The organism is Sphingobium sp. GW456-12-10-14-TSB1, from assembly GCF_059424385.1.
The window spans coordinates 232,559-246,812 of the sequence record NZ_JBWKZI010000001.1 but is presented as its reverse complement, the minus strand read 5'-3'; the positions used below and the strand labels follow the sequence as shown (position 1 = coordinate 246,812).

Here is a 14,254-nt window from a genome sequence, read left to right as displayed (position 1 = left end):
CTAATGGTCATGGTAAAAGTTGCAGTGGGTCTGATGTCGGTGGCAGCGATGATCGCAGCTATCCCGGCAATGGCCCATGGTCAGGTCATTCCCAACGATCTGGAACGTTGCGGCGGCAGCCGGAACGGCCCGGCCGTATTGGTCGACGTGCGCGGCTTTGCGGCGGAAACCGGCAAGGTGCGCGTCCAATCCTACCCCGCCACCAAATCCGCCTGGTTGAGCAAGGGCGAATGGCTCAATCGTATCGACATTCCGGTTCGCCCGTCCAATGGCACGATGCGCTTTTGCATGCCGGTGCCGCAGCCGGGCAAATATGGCATCGCCGTGCGTCATGATCGCGATGGCAATGGCAAGACCGACATCAGCCGCGACGGCGGTGGTTTTTCCAACAATCCGTCGATCAACATCTTCAATCTGGGCAAGCCTGGGGTCGAAAAGGCCGCTTTCTATGCCGGTCCCGGCGTGACGAAAATCACCATCACCCTCAAATATATGTGATCAAAAGCCATGGTCTGCGTCGCGCTCCTGTCCAATCCCAAGTCCACGGGCAACCGCCAGACCCTGCCGCGCGTTCGCAGCTATTGCGCCAGCAACCCGGACATCTTCCATTATGAAGTGGAGCATGTCGACCAGATCGGCCGCGCGCTCCAGACGATTGCCCGCGTCGATCCCGTCGTCATCGTCATCAATGGCGGCGACGGTACGGTGCAGGCGGCGCTGACCGAGCTTTACCAGGGCGAACATTTCAAGGGCCGGGTGCCGCCCATCGCCGTGCTGCCCAATGGCAAGACCAACCTGATCGCGCTCGACCTTGGCATCCATGGCGATCCCATCAAGGCGCTGGAACGAATCGTCGCGCTGGCCAAGGCTGGCGTTGACGACCATGTCGTCGCGCGCGAACTGATCGCCCTGTCGGACGGGCAGGTCGGCAGCCGCCCGGTGCTGGGCATGTTTTTGGGCGGCGCGGGGCTGGCCGATTACATGCTCTATTGCCGCAACCAGATCTATCCGCTGGGCCTGTCCAACGGCCTCAGCCATTTCCTGACGGCGATGGCGGTGCTGGTTTCCCTGATTTTCGGCATCCGCGCCAAATTCCTGCCGCCATCCAGCAAGCCGGTCAGCATATCCCTGATCCGCGACGGGCAACTGGCCGGGCGATTCTCCGTGCTGATCGTCACCACGCTGGAACGACTGCTGCTCGGCGTCCAGCCGGGCGACAGCCGCCGGGGCAATATGAAGCTGATGGCGGTGGAACAGAGCTTGCCAGCCCTGCTGCGCCTGATCTTTGCAAGCCTCTTCAAGCGCGTGGGCAAGAGCCAGATGCAGGGCATCCATCTGGAACAGGGCGACACCATCCGGATCGAGGGCAATCACAGCAGCGTCATTCTGGACGGCGAACTGTTCGAAGCGTCGGAAGGCAAGCCGATCGTGCTGCGATCGACCCAGCCCGTACCGTTCCTGCGGCTGGCGGCTTAGGGCGAGACGCGACCATTTGCCGACGCTAAGCAACTTCGCAATTCGGCTCAAAACCGGACGCTCGAAAGCATTGCTGTTCGTCACAGCCCTCCGCATAATAAGCTCATGAAAAACATCCAGATCATTGACGGTGCGCTCAATGCGACCTTCAGCCTGTTTCAAGCCACTGACGATGAATTTGGTGCGATTTTTGTCGGGAATAGTGACATGGCAATCATTGAGGACGTGTTTGCGCGTCTTGGGGATGCCGAAGCGGGCCGCGTTATTTCGCCTCTTTGGGATCGCCCCATTCTGAAGAGCGAAGCGCAGGGGATACATGGAACGCTATTCTACGACTATGATGACCGGCGAGAAAGCTTCCCGCCATCAATGCGTGAGGTTGATTGGGATGAGCTTTCTATCAATCAGGCGCAAAGAGAACTGTTTCGCGCAAAGCGGTAAGGCTGTTTCCACCTGAAACTGCGAGCGAAGTCGCCAGTCCGCTAACCACCCTTTTTCGTCATTCCCGCGAAAGCGGGAACCCATCTCCCAAACTCTCAACACGGTGCGAAGGCGGGAAATGGATCCCCGCCTTCGCGGGGATGACGGTGTGGGAAGGGCACGGCGGCTACCCACCCAAACCGCCCTTCCTCAGCCCCGCAATTCCACCCAGGTCGGCGCATGGTCGCTGGCCTTCTCTCTGCCGCGGAACTCCTTGTCCACCTGCGCATCGACCAGACGGTCGGCGGCGGCGGGGCTGAGCAGCAGATGGTCGATGCGGAAGCCCGCGTCGCGGGGCCAGGCGTTCATCTGATAGTCCCAATAGGTCCACACCCCGCCCGCGGGATGGCGGCTGCGCAGCGCGTCGGTCCAGCCATCGGCCAGCAACCGGCGATAGGCGGCGCGGCTTTCGGGCTGCATCAGTGCGTCGTCCGCCATCGCCTTGACCGAATAGACATCATCGTCGCGCGGGATGACATTATAGTCGCCTGCCAGAATCGCGGGCACTTCCTCCACCCAGATTTCCGCCGCACGGGCGCGCAGGCGCTTCATCCAGCGCAGCTTGTAATCGAATTTGGGGCCGGGCTGCGGATTCCCGTTGGGCAGATAGATGCTGGCGACGCGCACGCCCTTCACATCCGCTTCCAGATAGCGGCTATGCTCGTCCTCCGGCTCGCCCTCCAGCCCGCGCCGCACTTCCACCGGGGTTTCGCCGCGCGCCAGGATAGCAACGCCGTTAAACCCCTTCTGCCCGTGCCAGATGACGCCATAGCCCGCCGCTTCTATATCCTTGGCCGGGAAGGTCTCGTCGGACGTCTTGATTTCCTGCAGGCAGGCAATGTCAGGCCGCGTTTCGTCCAGCCATTCCAGCAGGCGCGGCAGGCGCGCCTTGATGCCGTTGATGTTGAAGGTGGCGATGCGCATGACCTAACCCAATCCGTTTCGATTCCAATGTCGATGCCCCGCCCATAGCATGAAATGCGCTCCCGCGAAGGCGGCAGCCCCGTTCCGATGGCTCGACTGGACTCCCGCCTTCGCGGGAGCACGTCATGGATGAAATCAGACCGAGAAGCTCGTGCCGCAGCCGCAGCCAGCAGTGGCGTTGGGATTGGTCACCTTGAACGCCGCGCCGCCAAGGTCGGAAACGAAATCGACCGCCGACCCGCGCACCAGGTCCAGGCTGACGTCATCCACCACCAGCGTCACCCCGTCGCGCTCGACCGCCAGGTCATCCGCCTCGACCGCATCGGCCAGGCCGAAGCGATACTGGAAGCCGGAGCAGCCGCCCCCCTCCACCGCCAGCCGCAGGATCGCAGGCTTGCCCTGCTTGGCAGCGATCGCGGCAACACGAGCAGCGGCAGATGAGGTGAGATCAATATCGGTCATGCTACCCTAGATAGGATGACGCAAAAGGCCCGGCAACCCATAGGGTACCGGGCCTTTTACGAAAGTCGATAAAAGCGCGATCAGTCGATGCTCTTTTCCTGCGCCTTGGTCGGGCCGCCCATGGCGACCGGGGGCTTGTTGTTCATCGCCACCAGATAGTCGGTGCCAGCGACGAAGGGCAGCGGGTTGATCGCGGCTCCGTCAACACGGACTTCATAATGAAGGTGGCTGCCGGTCGAGCGGCCGGTCGATCCCATCAGGCCGATGATCTGGCCGCGCTTGACGAAGCTGTTGGCGGGCACCAGCAGCTTGGACATATGGCCGTAGCGCGTTTCCATGCCATTGCCATGAGAGATCTGGACGAGATTGCCATAACCGCTGGCCCAGCCAGCACGGTTGACGATGCCGTCGGCGGTGGCGTGGATCGGCGTGCCGACGGGACCGGGAATATCGATGCCCTTGTGCATCCGGGCGCTGCCATTGAACGGATCAGACCGGACGCCGAAATTGGAGGTCAGCGCCAGTTTTTCGACCGGGCGGCCCGACGGGATATAGGCAGCGGTCTTGGCATTGCCATCGAGGCGTTGAAGGCTGGAGAAGAGGTTAGAGAAACCGACATCCTGCGGCCCAAGGGCGCTGGTGTTGATTTCCGACGCATCGCCATAGGGATCGTCGGTTTCCGTCGCATTGGCCGATGCAGCGGCGCAGAGTGCGCCCGCGATACCGAGTCCTGCGAAAATCTTTGTCGCCTTTACGGCAGATTGGAACAAACGCGCACCACGAGTATTGATCATATGACGTTCAAACATGCCGACCCCGACTATGTCACCGGAGGCTTATGCCCCTCGGCGCTTCCCGTGTTACTTTTTGGCGACCTGGATCGCCCCCGCTGTTAGGCAGACTGCAAATCGGCGGTCATGTTGCAAGCGCGGCGTAGAATTCTAGCGTCAAACCGGCCTGCCGACGCGCTGAGTCGTTGAACGGTGGCTTAACCGAACCACGAAAATGCCTTTTCACAAGCATTTGGTAATGATTTGGGGCGGACAGCCCCAATCGGTTCGTCGCCGCAAGGAACCATGTCGTCCCTGCGGCGACATGGCGAATCTCATCCGCCATGATGCGGCGCAGGGACTTTGCCGACACAAAGTCGCCCGCCCCTTCGAACCGCTCGACCGTCGCTGGCGTGATGTCTAGGGCGCGCGCTTCCAGCACCATCGGGACGATGGCGAGCCGGGCGAGAACGTCGTGCGCCGTTTCCTCCGCCGCCTGCCACAGCCCGTCATGGGCGGGGAGCGCGCCATAATGGCTGCCGCACTGGCGCAGCCGCCGGTCGAGCAGCGCGAAATGCATCGCTTCCTCAGCACCAACCTGCATCCACTGGTCGACAAAGGCCGGCGGGAACTGATCGCCGAAACGACCGATCAGGTCGAACGCAAGGTCGATCGCGACAAATTCGATATGGGCCAGCGCGTGGAGCATGGCGACGCGCGATCGCGCCGACCCCATCTTGCCGCGTCGGGGCATCTGGCCAGGATGCAGCAGGACGGGCGCGTCCGGGCGCGCGGGCTGATCGGGCATCGCCCCATCGAAGCGGTGCGCCAGCCGTCCCAGCCGCCACGCCCGCGCGACGGCGCGCGCAGCCATGACCTTGGCATGGGGATCGGCAGTCAGCAGGACATGGCGGCACGCCGCCCCGACACTGTCGGGCAGGGTCAAAGCGCCTTCGCCGCCTCCAGCACCTCGGCGGCATGCCCCTTGACCTTCACCTTGGGCCAGACCCGCGCGACAACGCCGTCCGCACCGATCAGGAAGGTCGCCCGCTCGATCCCCATATATTTGCGGCCATAGAGCGACTTTTCGAGCCATGTCCCGAACGCCTCGCAGGCATCGCCCGACTCGTCCGACGCCAATGTGACCGTCAGGCCATATTTGTCGGCGAATTTCTTGAGCTTGGCGGGCTTGTCCTTCGACACGCCGACCACCGGCACGCCCAGCGCGGCAAAGTCGCCGGCCAGTTCGGTGAAATCCTTGGCCTCATTGGTGCAGCCGGGCGTGTCCGCCTTGGGATAGAAATAGACCACGACCGGCTTGCCCCGATAGCGAGCCAGGGTGAAATCCGCGCCATCAGCATCCTTGAGCGCGACGTCGGGCGCGCTGTCGCCTTGTACCAGCATCACATATCCTCCTGATAGGGCGCGGCGAGCGCAGCCCAGGCTTGGGCTATGCTTTGCCGCGCCTTGGCATAGCTTTCAAGCAACCTGTCCCAATGTTCAGCACCGCAGGCGCGGGCGACCAGCGGGCGCGTCGCTTCGGGCGGTTCGGTCGAAGAAGGCGACACTAACCTCGACACAATCAAATAGCGCGTGATGAGCGCATGGGCCTCGATCAGATCGGCAGGCAGATGGCCCGTCTCCACCAGCATGGCCAGCGCCTTGCCCAGATCGGGGTCGAACGCCATGCCGTAGCGGAATTGATTGATGTGGATCAGAAATTCCAGATCAACCAGACCACCCGGCACCAATTTGACGTCCAGTTCGCTCGCTGGCGGCTTATGGGTTGCGATGTCGCCGCGCATCTTGACGGCCTCTCGCTCCAAATCATTGATATTGCGTTCTTTTTCTAATGTTTCGGTCAGAATGGCGGCCAACGCCGTGCGGGCCTTGGCCGATCCGAATATCGGCCGCGCCCGCGTCAGCGCCAGATGCTCCCAGGCCCACGCCTCTTCGCGCTGATATTTGGCGAAACTGTCGAAACTGACCGCCAGCAGGCCCTGCGCGCCCGATGGGCGGAGCCGCGTATCGACCTCATAAAGCGGGCCGGAAGCGGTATGGACCGACAGCGCGTTGACGATGCGCTGCGCCAACCGGTTGAAATATTGGGTCGCGCCCAGAGGCTTGGGGCCGTCGGATTCGGCGCGGAAATCGCCGGTGAACAGGAAGATGACATCCAGGTCCGATGCATGGGTCAACACCCCGCCCCCCAGCCGCCCCAGCGCCAGAATGACGATCTCGCCCCCTGGCACCCGGCCATGTGCAGCCTCGAACTCCGCAACCGTCCCAGCCGCCAACGCCTCGATCGCGGCCTCCGCCACCCGGCCATAGCCGCGCCCGGCCTCCAGCGGATCGCCGCCCCGGATGATCTGCGCGCCCAGCGCGAAACGGCGATCGCCCACGCGCTGGCGCACCCGGTCGAGCAAGGCCTGATAATCCTCGCCCGGCTCCAGCGCGGCCAGTTGCCCGGCCAATATCTCGACCGGCGGCGGCGGGTCGAAAGCCGTGGCGTCAATCAGGCCGTCGATCAGTTCCGCCCGCCGCGCCAGCGCATCGGCCAGCGTCGGCGCATGACTCAATATCTCCGCCAGCAGCGCGACCAGCGCGGGCCGCGCGGCGAGCAGCTTGAAGAAATTGATCGCGCTGGGCAGTCGTCCGATCATGTCGTCCAGCCGGTTGAGCGCGCGCGAAGGATCGGGCGCGGTCGCCAGCGCGCGCATCAGGCCAGGCAGCAGGCTTTCCAGCGCTTCGCGCGATGGGCCGCTGCGCAGCGCCCGCACCTTGCCCGCGCGCCAGTGGGCGATCCGCGCCATCGCCGTTTCAGGATCGGCAAAGCCCATCTCGACCAGTTGCCCGGCCAGCAGCGCCTCATCCTGCGACAGGGAGGCGTCATCCTGTTCGGGGCTGAGCCGGTCATAATTCTGCCCGACCCATTCGACCTGCGGCCGCAACAGGTCCAGCAGCGCGTCGCCATCGACCACACCATGGAGCCGCGCGACATTGTCCATCGCTTCCGCCGATTTGGGCAGTTCGTGGGTCTGCAAATCCTCCACCATCTGAAGCCGGTGCTCGATGGTGCGGAACAGGACATAAGCCTCGTCCAGCCGCGCCGCGACGTCAGGCTCGATCAACCCCGCCTGCGCCAGCGCCGCCAATGCCTGCCGCGTATTGCCCGATCGCAGCGCCGGGTCGCGACCGCCATGGATCAACTGGTGAACCTGCGCGAAAAATTCGACCTCGCGGATGCCACCCCGCCCCCGTTTCAGGTCAAATCCCGGCCCGAACGCCTGCCCCTGCGCATAATGGTCGCGAATTCGGCGGCTGATGTCGACGATCGCGTCGATCGCGCTGAAATCCAGATGCCGCCGCCAGACGAAGGGGCGAATCTGGCGCAGGAAATAGTCGCCCAGCGCCATGTCCCCTGCCGCCGCGCGCGACCGGATGAAGGCCGCCTGTTCCCACCCCAGCGCGGTCGATTCATAATAGCCGATCGCCGCTTCCACCGGCAGGGCGATCGGCGTCGCTTCGGGCGAGGGACGCAGGCGCAGGTCGACCCGGAATACATAGCCGTCGCCATCGCGCGCGGTCAGCAATTCGCTCATCCGCCGCCCGATCCGAACCGCTGCATCGGCGGGATCTTCGCGCGGGCCGTGCGGCAGCGTGGCGGGATCGTAGAGCAGTATGGGGTCGATATCCGACGAATAATTCAGCTCGCGGCTGCCATGCTTGCCCAGCGCCAGCACGACGAACCCTTTATGCTCGGCATCGGGATAGCGTTCGGCCATGGCGGCGGCCAGCGCTTCCTCCACGGCGGTATCGGCGAAATCGGACAGGGTGCGCGTCACCCGGTCCAGCCCCCATGCCCCGGACAGATCGGCAGCCGCCGTCACCAGCGCGATCCCCGTGCGCCGCCGCCGCAAGGACCGGGCGACGCCATCCTCCGGCTGGCCAAGCGCCTGCGCCACAGCCAGAGCCGCGTCCATGTCTCCGGTCGCCAGCGCCGCCGCCACTTCAGGGTAGCGATCCAGCGCGCGCGTCAGAAAGGGCGAATGGCCGCGTATCCGCGCGAGTGTTTCGGGCCAGTCCGTCACCATCGTCTCTCCCCTTGCGCCGGGCCTGCTGTCGCGCGCTATCGCTTGGGCTTGCGACGAATGCCAGAAACTTTTGCCTGCGACGTCCGTTCTACTGACATGGAAATGCAGCGCAAATCGTCCGGCCGATCGGCACCGGGTCGCCAAGGCGACAAGGGACGGGTTGTGACTGTCGCGCTTCCCCTGCCTTATGAAGGCGTTGGCAATGCGCTGCGCTCTACCTACGCGCCGCCGCGCGATGGGCTGCCCGACGATATGACCGCCCTGCTGGCTCGGCTCGATGTGTTCAGCCGGTAAAGCGCTGATCGGCACAGGCATTTATTTACCGATTTTGGATATTGTCGCCCGGTCGATCAGCAAGAAGTCCAGGCGATGATATACCGCAATTTTGCCATCTGCACGGTGATCGCAGCACCCTTGGTCGTGCTGGCGGTGCAGGACGTGTTGCCCAGGCGTCCCGAATCTTCCCCATCGCAGCCCGCCATCTTCGGCACGTCGCCACCGCCGTCCGTCACCGCGCCCGTAGCGCAACCGGCGGTCCCGCCACCCCCGCCTGCGGATGCGCCAGCCTTTGGCCAGCCAATGGCCGGAGCCGGGCAACCGATGCTCGCGCCGGGCGCTGGCCTGCCTGAAACGAGCGCCGCGCCAACGGACGCCAACGGCCAGATGGTCGACCCGGAGGCAGATCAGGCCGAATCAACCGACGATCAAGGACAATAGGCTCAGAGCGATCCGTTGAACGTGTCGCACTGGGCCGGATCGCCGGTCGACAAGCCCTTGCGCAGCCAGGCCATGCGCTGGGCGCTGCTGCCATGGGTAAAGCTTTCGGGCACTGGACGACGTCCCGCCGCCTTTTGCAGCGTGTCATCGCCAATCGCCTCTGCCGCGCGCACTCCTTCTTCCAGGTCGCCTGCTTCCATCAAATTGGTGTCGCGCGCCGCCCACACCCCGGCATAGCAATCCGCCTGCAATTCCATCTTCACTTGCAGCGCATTGCCCTCCGCTTCCGATGCGCGCTGCTGCGCCCTGCGAATCCGGTCCGCCTCGCCCGTGATGGTCTGGATGTGATGGCCCACTTCATGGGCGATGATATAGCCGATCGGGAAATCGCCCGGCGCGTTGAACCGCGTCTCCATTTCCTTGAAGAAATCGGTGTCGATATAGATGCGCTGGTCGGCGGGGCAGTAGAACGGCCCCATCGCCGCCTGCGCCGCGCCGCAGCCTGACTGGCCGTTCTGGCTGTAGAATACCAGCGTCGGCGGCGGATAGCTTTGTCCTTCCGCCCTGAAAATCTCGTCCCAGCGGCGCTCGGTCGATCCCAGCACTTTGAGCGACGTGCGCTGAATGTCGGTCAGTTCGGTCGTCGCAGGGCGCTGCGTCTGCACAGGCTGGCCGCCCCCGCCGCCGCCGATCAGGCTCAATGGGTTCATACCCATGACAATCATGATGATCAGCGCCACGACAATGCCGCCGCACCCGAATCTGCTACCGATCAGCGGCAGGAGCATCCCCAGCCCGCCACCAAAGCCGCCTCCGCCGCCCCGGCCGTCCTGCACCTCGAAATGGCTGCTTTCCTGTTCGTCGTCGAGACGCATGACGCCCTCCCTGTTCAGGCCTGTGCCTAGCCGATTCACCGGATGCTGCAAACCGCCGGAATGGCCAGAGGGTTGCGGGCAAAGCAAATTTTATCTGGCGACATAAAGTTGGATTGCCGTTCGCAAAGCCTATATTGCACTGCATCATGGATATTCAGCCAAAGCCCCTCCGCCGTGCCCGCACGCCTTTGCCCCTCCCCCGCGAAGTCGCGCTCCTGCTTCAGGGGGGCGGCGCGCTGGGTTCCTTCCAGTCTGGCGTCTATGAACGGCTGGACGAACTGGGGGTCGATGTCAGCTGGGTTGCGGGCATATCGATCGGCGCGGTCAACGCCGCGATCATCGCGGGCAACCCGCCCCACCGGCGGATCAGCCGCCTCAAGAAATTCTGGTACACCGTATCGGGCGGAATGCCCAATATCCTGCTGCCCGACATCGACCATATCCGCGAGATCGCGCATCTGGCCGCCGCAGGGACGGTCGCGACCTTTGGTGTGCCGGGCATGTTCCGCCCGCGCCTGTGGCCAGCGACGATGATGCCCGAAGGATCGGCCGGCGCGATCAGCTTTTACGACAGCGCCCCGCTGAAAGACACGCTGGACGCCTGTATCGACTGGGACTTGCTGAATGACGGGCCAGTGCGGCTTTCGGTTGGCGCGGTCGATGTGGAAACGGGCAATTTCGCCTATTGGGACACGCGCGGGCCGGGCGGCAACACCCGGATCGACGCGCGCCACATCATGGCGTCGGGCGCGCTGCCGCCTGGCCTGCCGCCGGTCGAGATTGACGGGCGCTGGTATTGGGACGGCGGTATCGTATCCAATACGCCGCTGGCCCATGTGCTGGACCATCAGACAGAAGACATGCTGGTGTTTCAGGTCGATCTGTTCCCCGCCGAAGGGCCGATGCCGCGCCAGATGACCGACGTCTATTCGCGGACCAAGGACATTCAATATAGCAGCCGTACCCGGCAGGTGACGGACCAGTATCTGCGGCTGCGGCGCGAACATGGCACGATCCGCGCTTTGCTCGACAAACTGCCCGAAGAGCTGCGGAACGATGCGGATGCGCAGCAGTTGCGTCAATATGTCGAAACCGGATCGATCAACATCGTCCACCTCATCTACCGCAGCCGCAACTGGGAAAGCGGCGCGAAGGATTTCGAATTTTCCCGCGCCACGATGCTGGACCATTGGAGCCAGGGCCGCGACGCGGTGGAAGAAGTGATGCACAAGGGCGACCTGATCGCCCGCAACATATTGGATGGCAAGAGCGCCACGTTTGACCTCGACCGTCCCGATCATCTCAAGGAGAAAAAGGCATGAGCAAGTCCCTCGCTGGCAAGACCGCTTTGATCACCGGATCAACATCCGGCATCGGCCTCGCCTATGCCAAGGCGCTGGCTGGCGAAGGCGCGAATGTCGTCATCAACGGCTTTGGCGACAAGGACGCGATCGAAAAGGAGCGGTTGGGTCTGGAGGAACTGAGCGGGGCCAAGGCGCTCTATAGCGGCCATGACCTGACCAAGCAGGAAGAGATCGAGGCCATGATGGCGGAGGCCGCCGCTACCTTTGGCGGGGTCGATATTCTCATCAACAATGCCGGAACCCAGCATGTCGCCCCGGTCGAGGATTTCCCGGTCGACAAGTGGAACCTGATCATCGCGCTCAATCTGACCAGCGCATTCCACACGACGCGGCTGGCCGTCCCCTATATGAAGAGCAAGAAATGGGGCCGGATCATCCAGACCGCCAGCGCGCATTCGCTGACCGCGTCCCCGTTCAAAAGCGCCTATGTGACCGCCAAGCATGGCCTGGCCGGTTTCACCAAGACCGTGGCGCTGGAAGTCGCGACCTGTGGCATTACCGCCAACTGCATTTCGCCCGGCTATGTCTGGACGCCGCTGGTTGAAAACCAGATCCCCGACACGATGAAGGCGCGCGGCATGACGCGCGAGCAGGTCATGAACGATGTGCTGCTGGCGGGCCAGCCGACCAAGCAGTTCGTGACGGTCGAACAGGTCGCCGCGATGGCGCTGTTCCTGTGCAGCGACGCCGCCGCCAATATCACTGGTGCGAATATGAGCATTGACGGCGGATGGACGGCGCAATGACGCGCCGCCCGGCCTGACGTCAGGCCGGGCCAGCCTCCAGCCGGCGCAGCACCGCTTGCAGGCCCTCCTCGCTCGCCGTCGCCAGCGGCAGCGGGCGGTCGGCCATGCCCTCATGCTGGCTGTTGAGGAACAGGATCGCGGCAGGCGCGCCCAGCCTCTCGATCGCGATCCGGGTGACGCGGCCCTGCCGTTCGGCTTCCGCCGGGGACAGGCGCACGGCATTGTGCGGCGTGAAGCGCCGACCCGGCGATGTGCGGTTGGAAGCGGGCGCTGGCGCGGACTGATCGGGTGTGTCGGTCGTCATCGTTCAGCTTTTCAACGTCACGATGCCGACCGGGCCGGGCTTGGTAGACGGGTTGGACGCATTGGCCTTGGGCGGTTTTCCCGCCTTGGGCTTGCGGATTTCCCGGTTCGATTTCTTCTGACCCTTGGCCATGATCTGGATCTTTCCGCTATGTGAGAGGGAGGTCAGCGCGCCGTGTTCAACGCGGCTTCGGCGTCATCTTCAGCGCGAAATTCGGCGGCGATCGCCTCATCTTCCGTCGTGATCGTGCGCGTCGCGCGGCGGCGTTCGGCGCTCGCGGCCAGCTTGGCTTCGCGGCCCCAGGCATTGGCAGCGGCCAGCGCAACGCCACGGGCGTTGGGCAGGGTTTCGGACAGGGAACGGGCGTGATGGATCGACTGCTGGGCAAGGCAGAAGGCGGATGTCTGGGCCATGGAGCAGGCTCCTTTGCGCGAGGGATCGGGATAACAGGGCAACAGGATGCGCTTCGTCGGACGCGCGCGGATCAAGCATGTCGCAGGAGGATGGACGATCATCGCGCCACGCGATGCGGCGGATCGTTCCTTTCACTTGTGAAATAGTATCGACGGGACGGGTTTACAAGGGCCGCCGCTTTTTCGGCATTTGGCACGCAGCCCCCCCTTTCACCGCCCTGAAATCGCCTTATGCTGCGGGCAGCCAAGGGAGACTTTCATCATGCGCCATGCGCTCGCAGCCATATTGGCCGTCGCCAGCTTCACCTCCATCGCGATCGCCCAGACCGATCCGGCAACGCCGCCGACAGCCCCGGCGGAAACGCCGCAAAGCGCGATCGGCGCGACCATAGCGAAGGATATGGAAGGGCTGATGGCGCTCTATCGCGACCTCCATGCCAATCCCGAATTGTCGGAACAGGAAGTCAATACCGCCGCGAAGCTCGCCAAGCGGCTGAAAGCGTTGAAGTTCGACGTGACCGACAAGGTCGGCGGCACGGGCGTGGTTGCGGTGATGAAGAACGGGTCCGGCCCGGTGCTGCTGATCCGGGCGGATATGGACGCATTGCCGGTCGTCGAACAGACCGGGCTGCCCTTCGCGTCGAAAGTGCGTACCAAGACGCCCGAAGGCGTTGAAACGGGCGTCATGCACGCCTGCGGCCATGACACGCATATGACCGCCTTTATCGAAACGGCCAAGCTGCTGGCGGCGGCCAAGGATGAGTGGAAAGGCACGCTGGTGATGATCCTCCAGCCTGCCGAGGAAGTCGGGCGCGGCGCGCGGCTGATGCTGGAGGACGGGCTTTACACCCGCTTCCCCAAGCCTACCCACGCCATCGCCTTTCACGACGCGGCCAATCTGGAGGCGGGCAAGATCGGCTATACGCCCGGCTATGCGCTGGCCAATGTCGACAGCGTGGACATATTGGTGCGGGGCGTGGGCGGCCATGGCGCCTATCCGCAAACGACCAAAGATCCGATCGTGCTGGGATCGCGGATCGTGGGGACGCTCCAGACGCTGGTGAGCCGGGAGCAGGAGCCATCCGACCCGGCGGTCGTGACGGTGGGCAGTTTCCAGGGCGGGGCCAAGCATAATATCATCCCTGACGAAGCGAAATTGCTGCTGACGATCCGTAGCTATTCGGACGAGACGCGGGCCAGGCTGATCGACGGGATCAAGCGCATTTCGCGCGGCGAAGCGATCGCGGCCGGGGTGCCGGACGACCGGATGCCGGTGGTGACGGTGAAGGACGAATTCACCCCCTCCACCTACAACCCGCCCGAATTTGCCGAACAGATGGCAGGCGTGCTGAAAGGGCATTTCCCCGAAGGCCGGGTGGTCAAGACCCAGGCGGTGATGGGCGGCGAGGATTTCGGCCGCTTCTATCGCGCGGACAAGAGCATCCACAGCTTCATCTTCTGGGTCGGCGGCGTGCCTGCGGACAAGATGGCGGCGGCGCAGGCGGGCCAGGCTCCCCTTCCCTCGCTCCACAGCCCTTTCTGGGCGCCGCAAGCCGACGCAGTGATCGCAACGGCGAGCGAAGCGATGACGGTGCTGGCGCTGGATATATTGAAGAAGGAGTAGGCTGC

General features: G+C 63.8%; 18 protein-coding genes. 8 read left to right on the top strand and 10 right to left on the bottom strand.

Annotation, left to right across the window (positions count from 1 at the left end; translation table 11 throughout):
• Nucleotides 1-3 precede the first annotated feature (3 nt).
• The 3 genes from AC07X9_RS01235 (at nucleotide 4) to AC07X9_RS01225 (ending at nucleotide 1,917) form a co-directional block, all read left to right on the top strand.
• Nucleotides 4-498 carry a DUF2141 domain-containing protein gene (locus tag AC07X9_RS01235; RefSeq protein WP_017181532.1) on the top strand — a complete coding sequence of 165 codons (495 nt, stop codon included), beginning with the start codon at nucleotides 4-6 and terminating at the stop codon, nucleotides 496-498.
• Between the two features lie 9 nt (nucleotides 499-507).
• Nucleotides 508-1,476, top strand: a complete 969-nt coding sequence (locus tag AC07X9_RS01230) for a diacylglycerol/lipid kinase family protein (RefSeq protein WP_017181533.1) — start codon at nucleotides 508-510, stop codon at nucleotides 1,474-1,476.
• Nucleotides 1,477-1,581: 105 nt separating this feature from the next.
• Nucleotides 1,582-1,917, top strand: coding sequence for a DUF8220 family protein (locus AC07X9_RS01225; RefSeq protein WP_017181534.1), 336 nt, complete (start codon nucleotides 1,582-1,584; stop codon nucleotides 1,915-1,917).
• A gap of 189 nt (nucleotides 1,918-2,106) precedes the next feature.
• On the opposite strand, the gene xth is transcribed toward AC07X9_RS01225, so the two are convergent.
• From xth to AC07X9_RS01195, 6 genes are all read right to left on the bottom strand, one after another.
• Nucleotides 2,107-2,880 carry an exodeoxyribonuclease III gene (gene xth, locus AC07X9_RS01220; protein WP_017181535.1) on the bottom strand — a complete coding sequence of 258 codons (774 nt, stop codon included), beginning with the start codon at nucleotides 2,878-2,880 and terminating at the stop codon, nucleotides 2,107-2,109.
• 135 nt (nucleotides 2,881-3,015) lie between these two features.
• On the bottom strand, nucleotides 3,016-3,342 hold the full coding sequence (erpA, locus tag AC07X9_RS01215; protein WP_017181536.1) for an iron-sulfur cluster insertion protein ErpA: 327 nt from the start codon (nucleotides 3,340-3,342) through the stop codon (nucleotides 3,016-3,018).
• Nucleotides 3,343-3,422: 80 nt separating this feature from the next.
• Complete coding sequence (locus tag AC07X9_RS01210; protein ID WP_019051600.1) at nucleotides 3,423-4,136, bottom strand: M23 family metallopeptidase; 714 nt, start codon at nucleotides 4,134-4,136, stop codon at nucleotides 3,423-3,425.
• 121 nt (nucleotides 4,137-4,257) lie between these two features.
• Nucleotides 4,258-5,058: a ferritin-like domain-containing protein gene (locus AC07X9_RS01205; RefSeq protein WP_017181538.1), complete on the bottom strand. Its 801-nt coding sequence runs from the start codon at nucleotides 5,056-5,058 to the stop codon at nucleotides 4,258-4,260.
• Nucleotides 5,055-5,516, bottom strand: a complete 462-nt coding sequence (gene bcp / locus AC07X9_RS01200; RefSeq protein ID WP_017181539.1) for a thioredoxin-dependent thiol peroxidase — start codon at nucleotides 5,514-5,516, stop codon at nucleotides 5,055-5,057. Before bcp ends, AC07X9_RS01205 begins: the two co-directional genes overlap by 4 nt.
• A complete protein-coding gene (locus AC07X9_RS01195) occupies nucleotides 5,516-8,206 on the bottom strand; it encodes a bifunctional [glutamine synthetase] adenylyltransferase/[glutamine synthetase]-adenylyl-L-tyrosine phosphorylase (protein ID WP_086485416.1) in 2,691 nt (896 codons plus the stop codon). Before AC07X9_RS01195 ends, bcp begins: the two co-directional genes overlap by 1 nt.
• Before the next feature lie 162 nt (nucleotides 8,207-8,368).
• On the opposite strand from AC07X9_RS01195, the gene AC07X9_RS01190 reads away from it, so the two are divergent.
• Together AC07X9_RS01190 and AC07X9_RS01185 are read left to right on the top strand one after the other, a co-directional pair.
• The gene (locus AC07X9_RS01190) at nucleotides 8,369-8,500 is read left to right on the top strand and encodes a hypothetical protein (protein WP_254908024.1); all 132 of its coding nucleotides are present in this window, start codon (nucleotides 8,369-8,371) and stop codon (nucleotides 8,498-8,500) included.
• A 75-nt stretch (nucleotides 8,501-8,575) separates the two neighbouring features.
• Nucleotides 8,576-8,923: a hypothetical protein gene (locus AC07X9_RS01185; protein WP_017181542.1), complete on the top strand. Its 348-nt coding sequence runs from the start codon at nucleotides 8,576-8,578 to the stop codon at nucleotides 8,921-8,923.
• A 2-nt stretch (nucleotides 8,924-8,925) separates the two neighbouring features.
• Here AC07X9_RS01185 and ypfJ read toward each other — a convergent pair whose 3' ends face one another.
• Entirely contained in the window at nucleotides 8,926-9,798 is an 873-nt protein-coding gene (gene ypfJ / locus AC07X9_RS01180) for a KPN_02809 family neutral zinc metallopeptidase (RefSeq protein WP_017181543.1), read from the bottom strand.
• Between the two features lie 146 nt (nucleotides 9,799-9,944).
• On the opposite strand from ypfJ, the gene AC07X9_RS01175 reads away from it, so the two are divergent.
• Together AC07X9_RS01175 and AC07X9_RS01170 are read left to right on the top strand one after the other, a co-directional pair.
• Complete coding sequence (locus AC07X9_RS01175; RefSeq protein WP_017181544.1) at nucleotides 9,945-11,120, top strand: patatin-like phospholipase family protein; 1,176 nt, start codon at nucleotides 9,945-9,947, stop codon at nucleotides 11,118-11,120.
• The gene (locus AC07X9_RS01170; RefSeq protein ID WP_017181545.1) at nucleotides 11,117-11,908 is read left to right on the top strand and encodes a 3-hydroxybutyrate dehydrogenase; all 792 of its coding nucleotides are present in this window, start codon (nucleotides 11,117-11,119) and stop codon (nucleotides 11,906-11,908) included. Before AC07X9_RS01175 ends, AC07X9_RS01170 begins: the two co-directional genes overlap by 4 nt.
• A gap of 19 nt (nucleotides 11,909-11,927) precedes the next feature.
• Here the strand turns inward: AC07X9_RS01170 and AC07X9_RS01165 are convergent, their stop codons facing one another.
• Genes AC07X9_RS01165 through AC07X9_RS01155 form a run of 3 tightly spaced genes read right to left on the bottom strand, consistent with a single transcriptional unit; the run spans nucleotide 11,928 to nucleotide 12,625 of the window.
• The gene (locus AC07X9_RS01165; protein WP_017181546.1) at nucleotides 11,928-12,212 is read right to left on the bottom strand and encodes a hypothetical protein; all 285 of its coding nucleotides are present in this window, start codon (nucleotides 12,210-12,212) and stop codon (nucleotides 11,928-11,930) included.
• Nucleotides 12,213-12,215: 3 nt separating this feature from the next.
• Nucleotides 12,216-12,344, bottom strand: a complete 129-nt coding sequence (locus AC07X9_RS01160; RefSeq protein WP_017181547.1) for a hypothetical protein — start codon at nucleotides 12,342-12,344, stop codon at nucleotides 12,216-12,218.
• Nucleotides 12,345-12,376: 32 nt separating this feature from the next.
• Nucleotides 12,377-12,625: a hypothetical protein gene (locus tag AC07X9_RS01155; RefSeq protein ID WP_241763575.1), complete on the bottom strand. Its 249-nt coding sequence runs from the start codon at nucleotides 12,623-12,625 to the stop codon at nucleotides 12,377-12,379.
• Between the two features lie 262 nt (nucleotides 12,626-12,887).
• Here AC07X9_RS01155 and AC07X9_RS01150 point away from each other — a divergent pair, with 262 nt between their 5' ends.
• Nucleotides 12,888-14,249 (top strand): amidohydrolase, encoded by a 1,362-nt coding sequence (locus tag AC07X9_RS01150; protein WP_017181549.1) that lies wholly within the window; start codon nucleotides 12,888-12,890, stop codon nucleotides 14,247-14,249.
• Nucleotides 14,250-14,254: the final 5 nt, after the last annotated feature.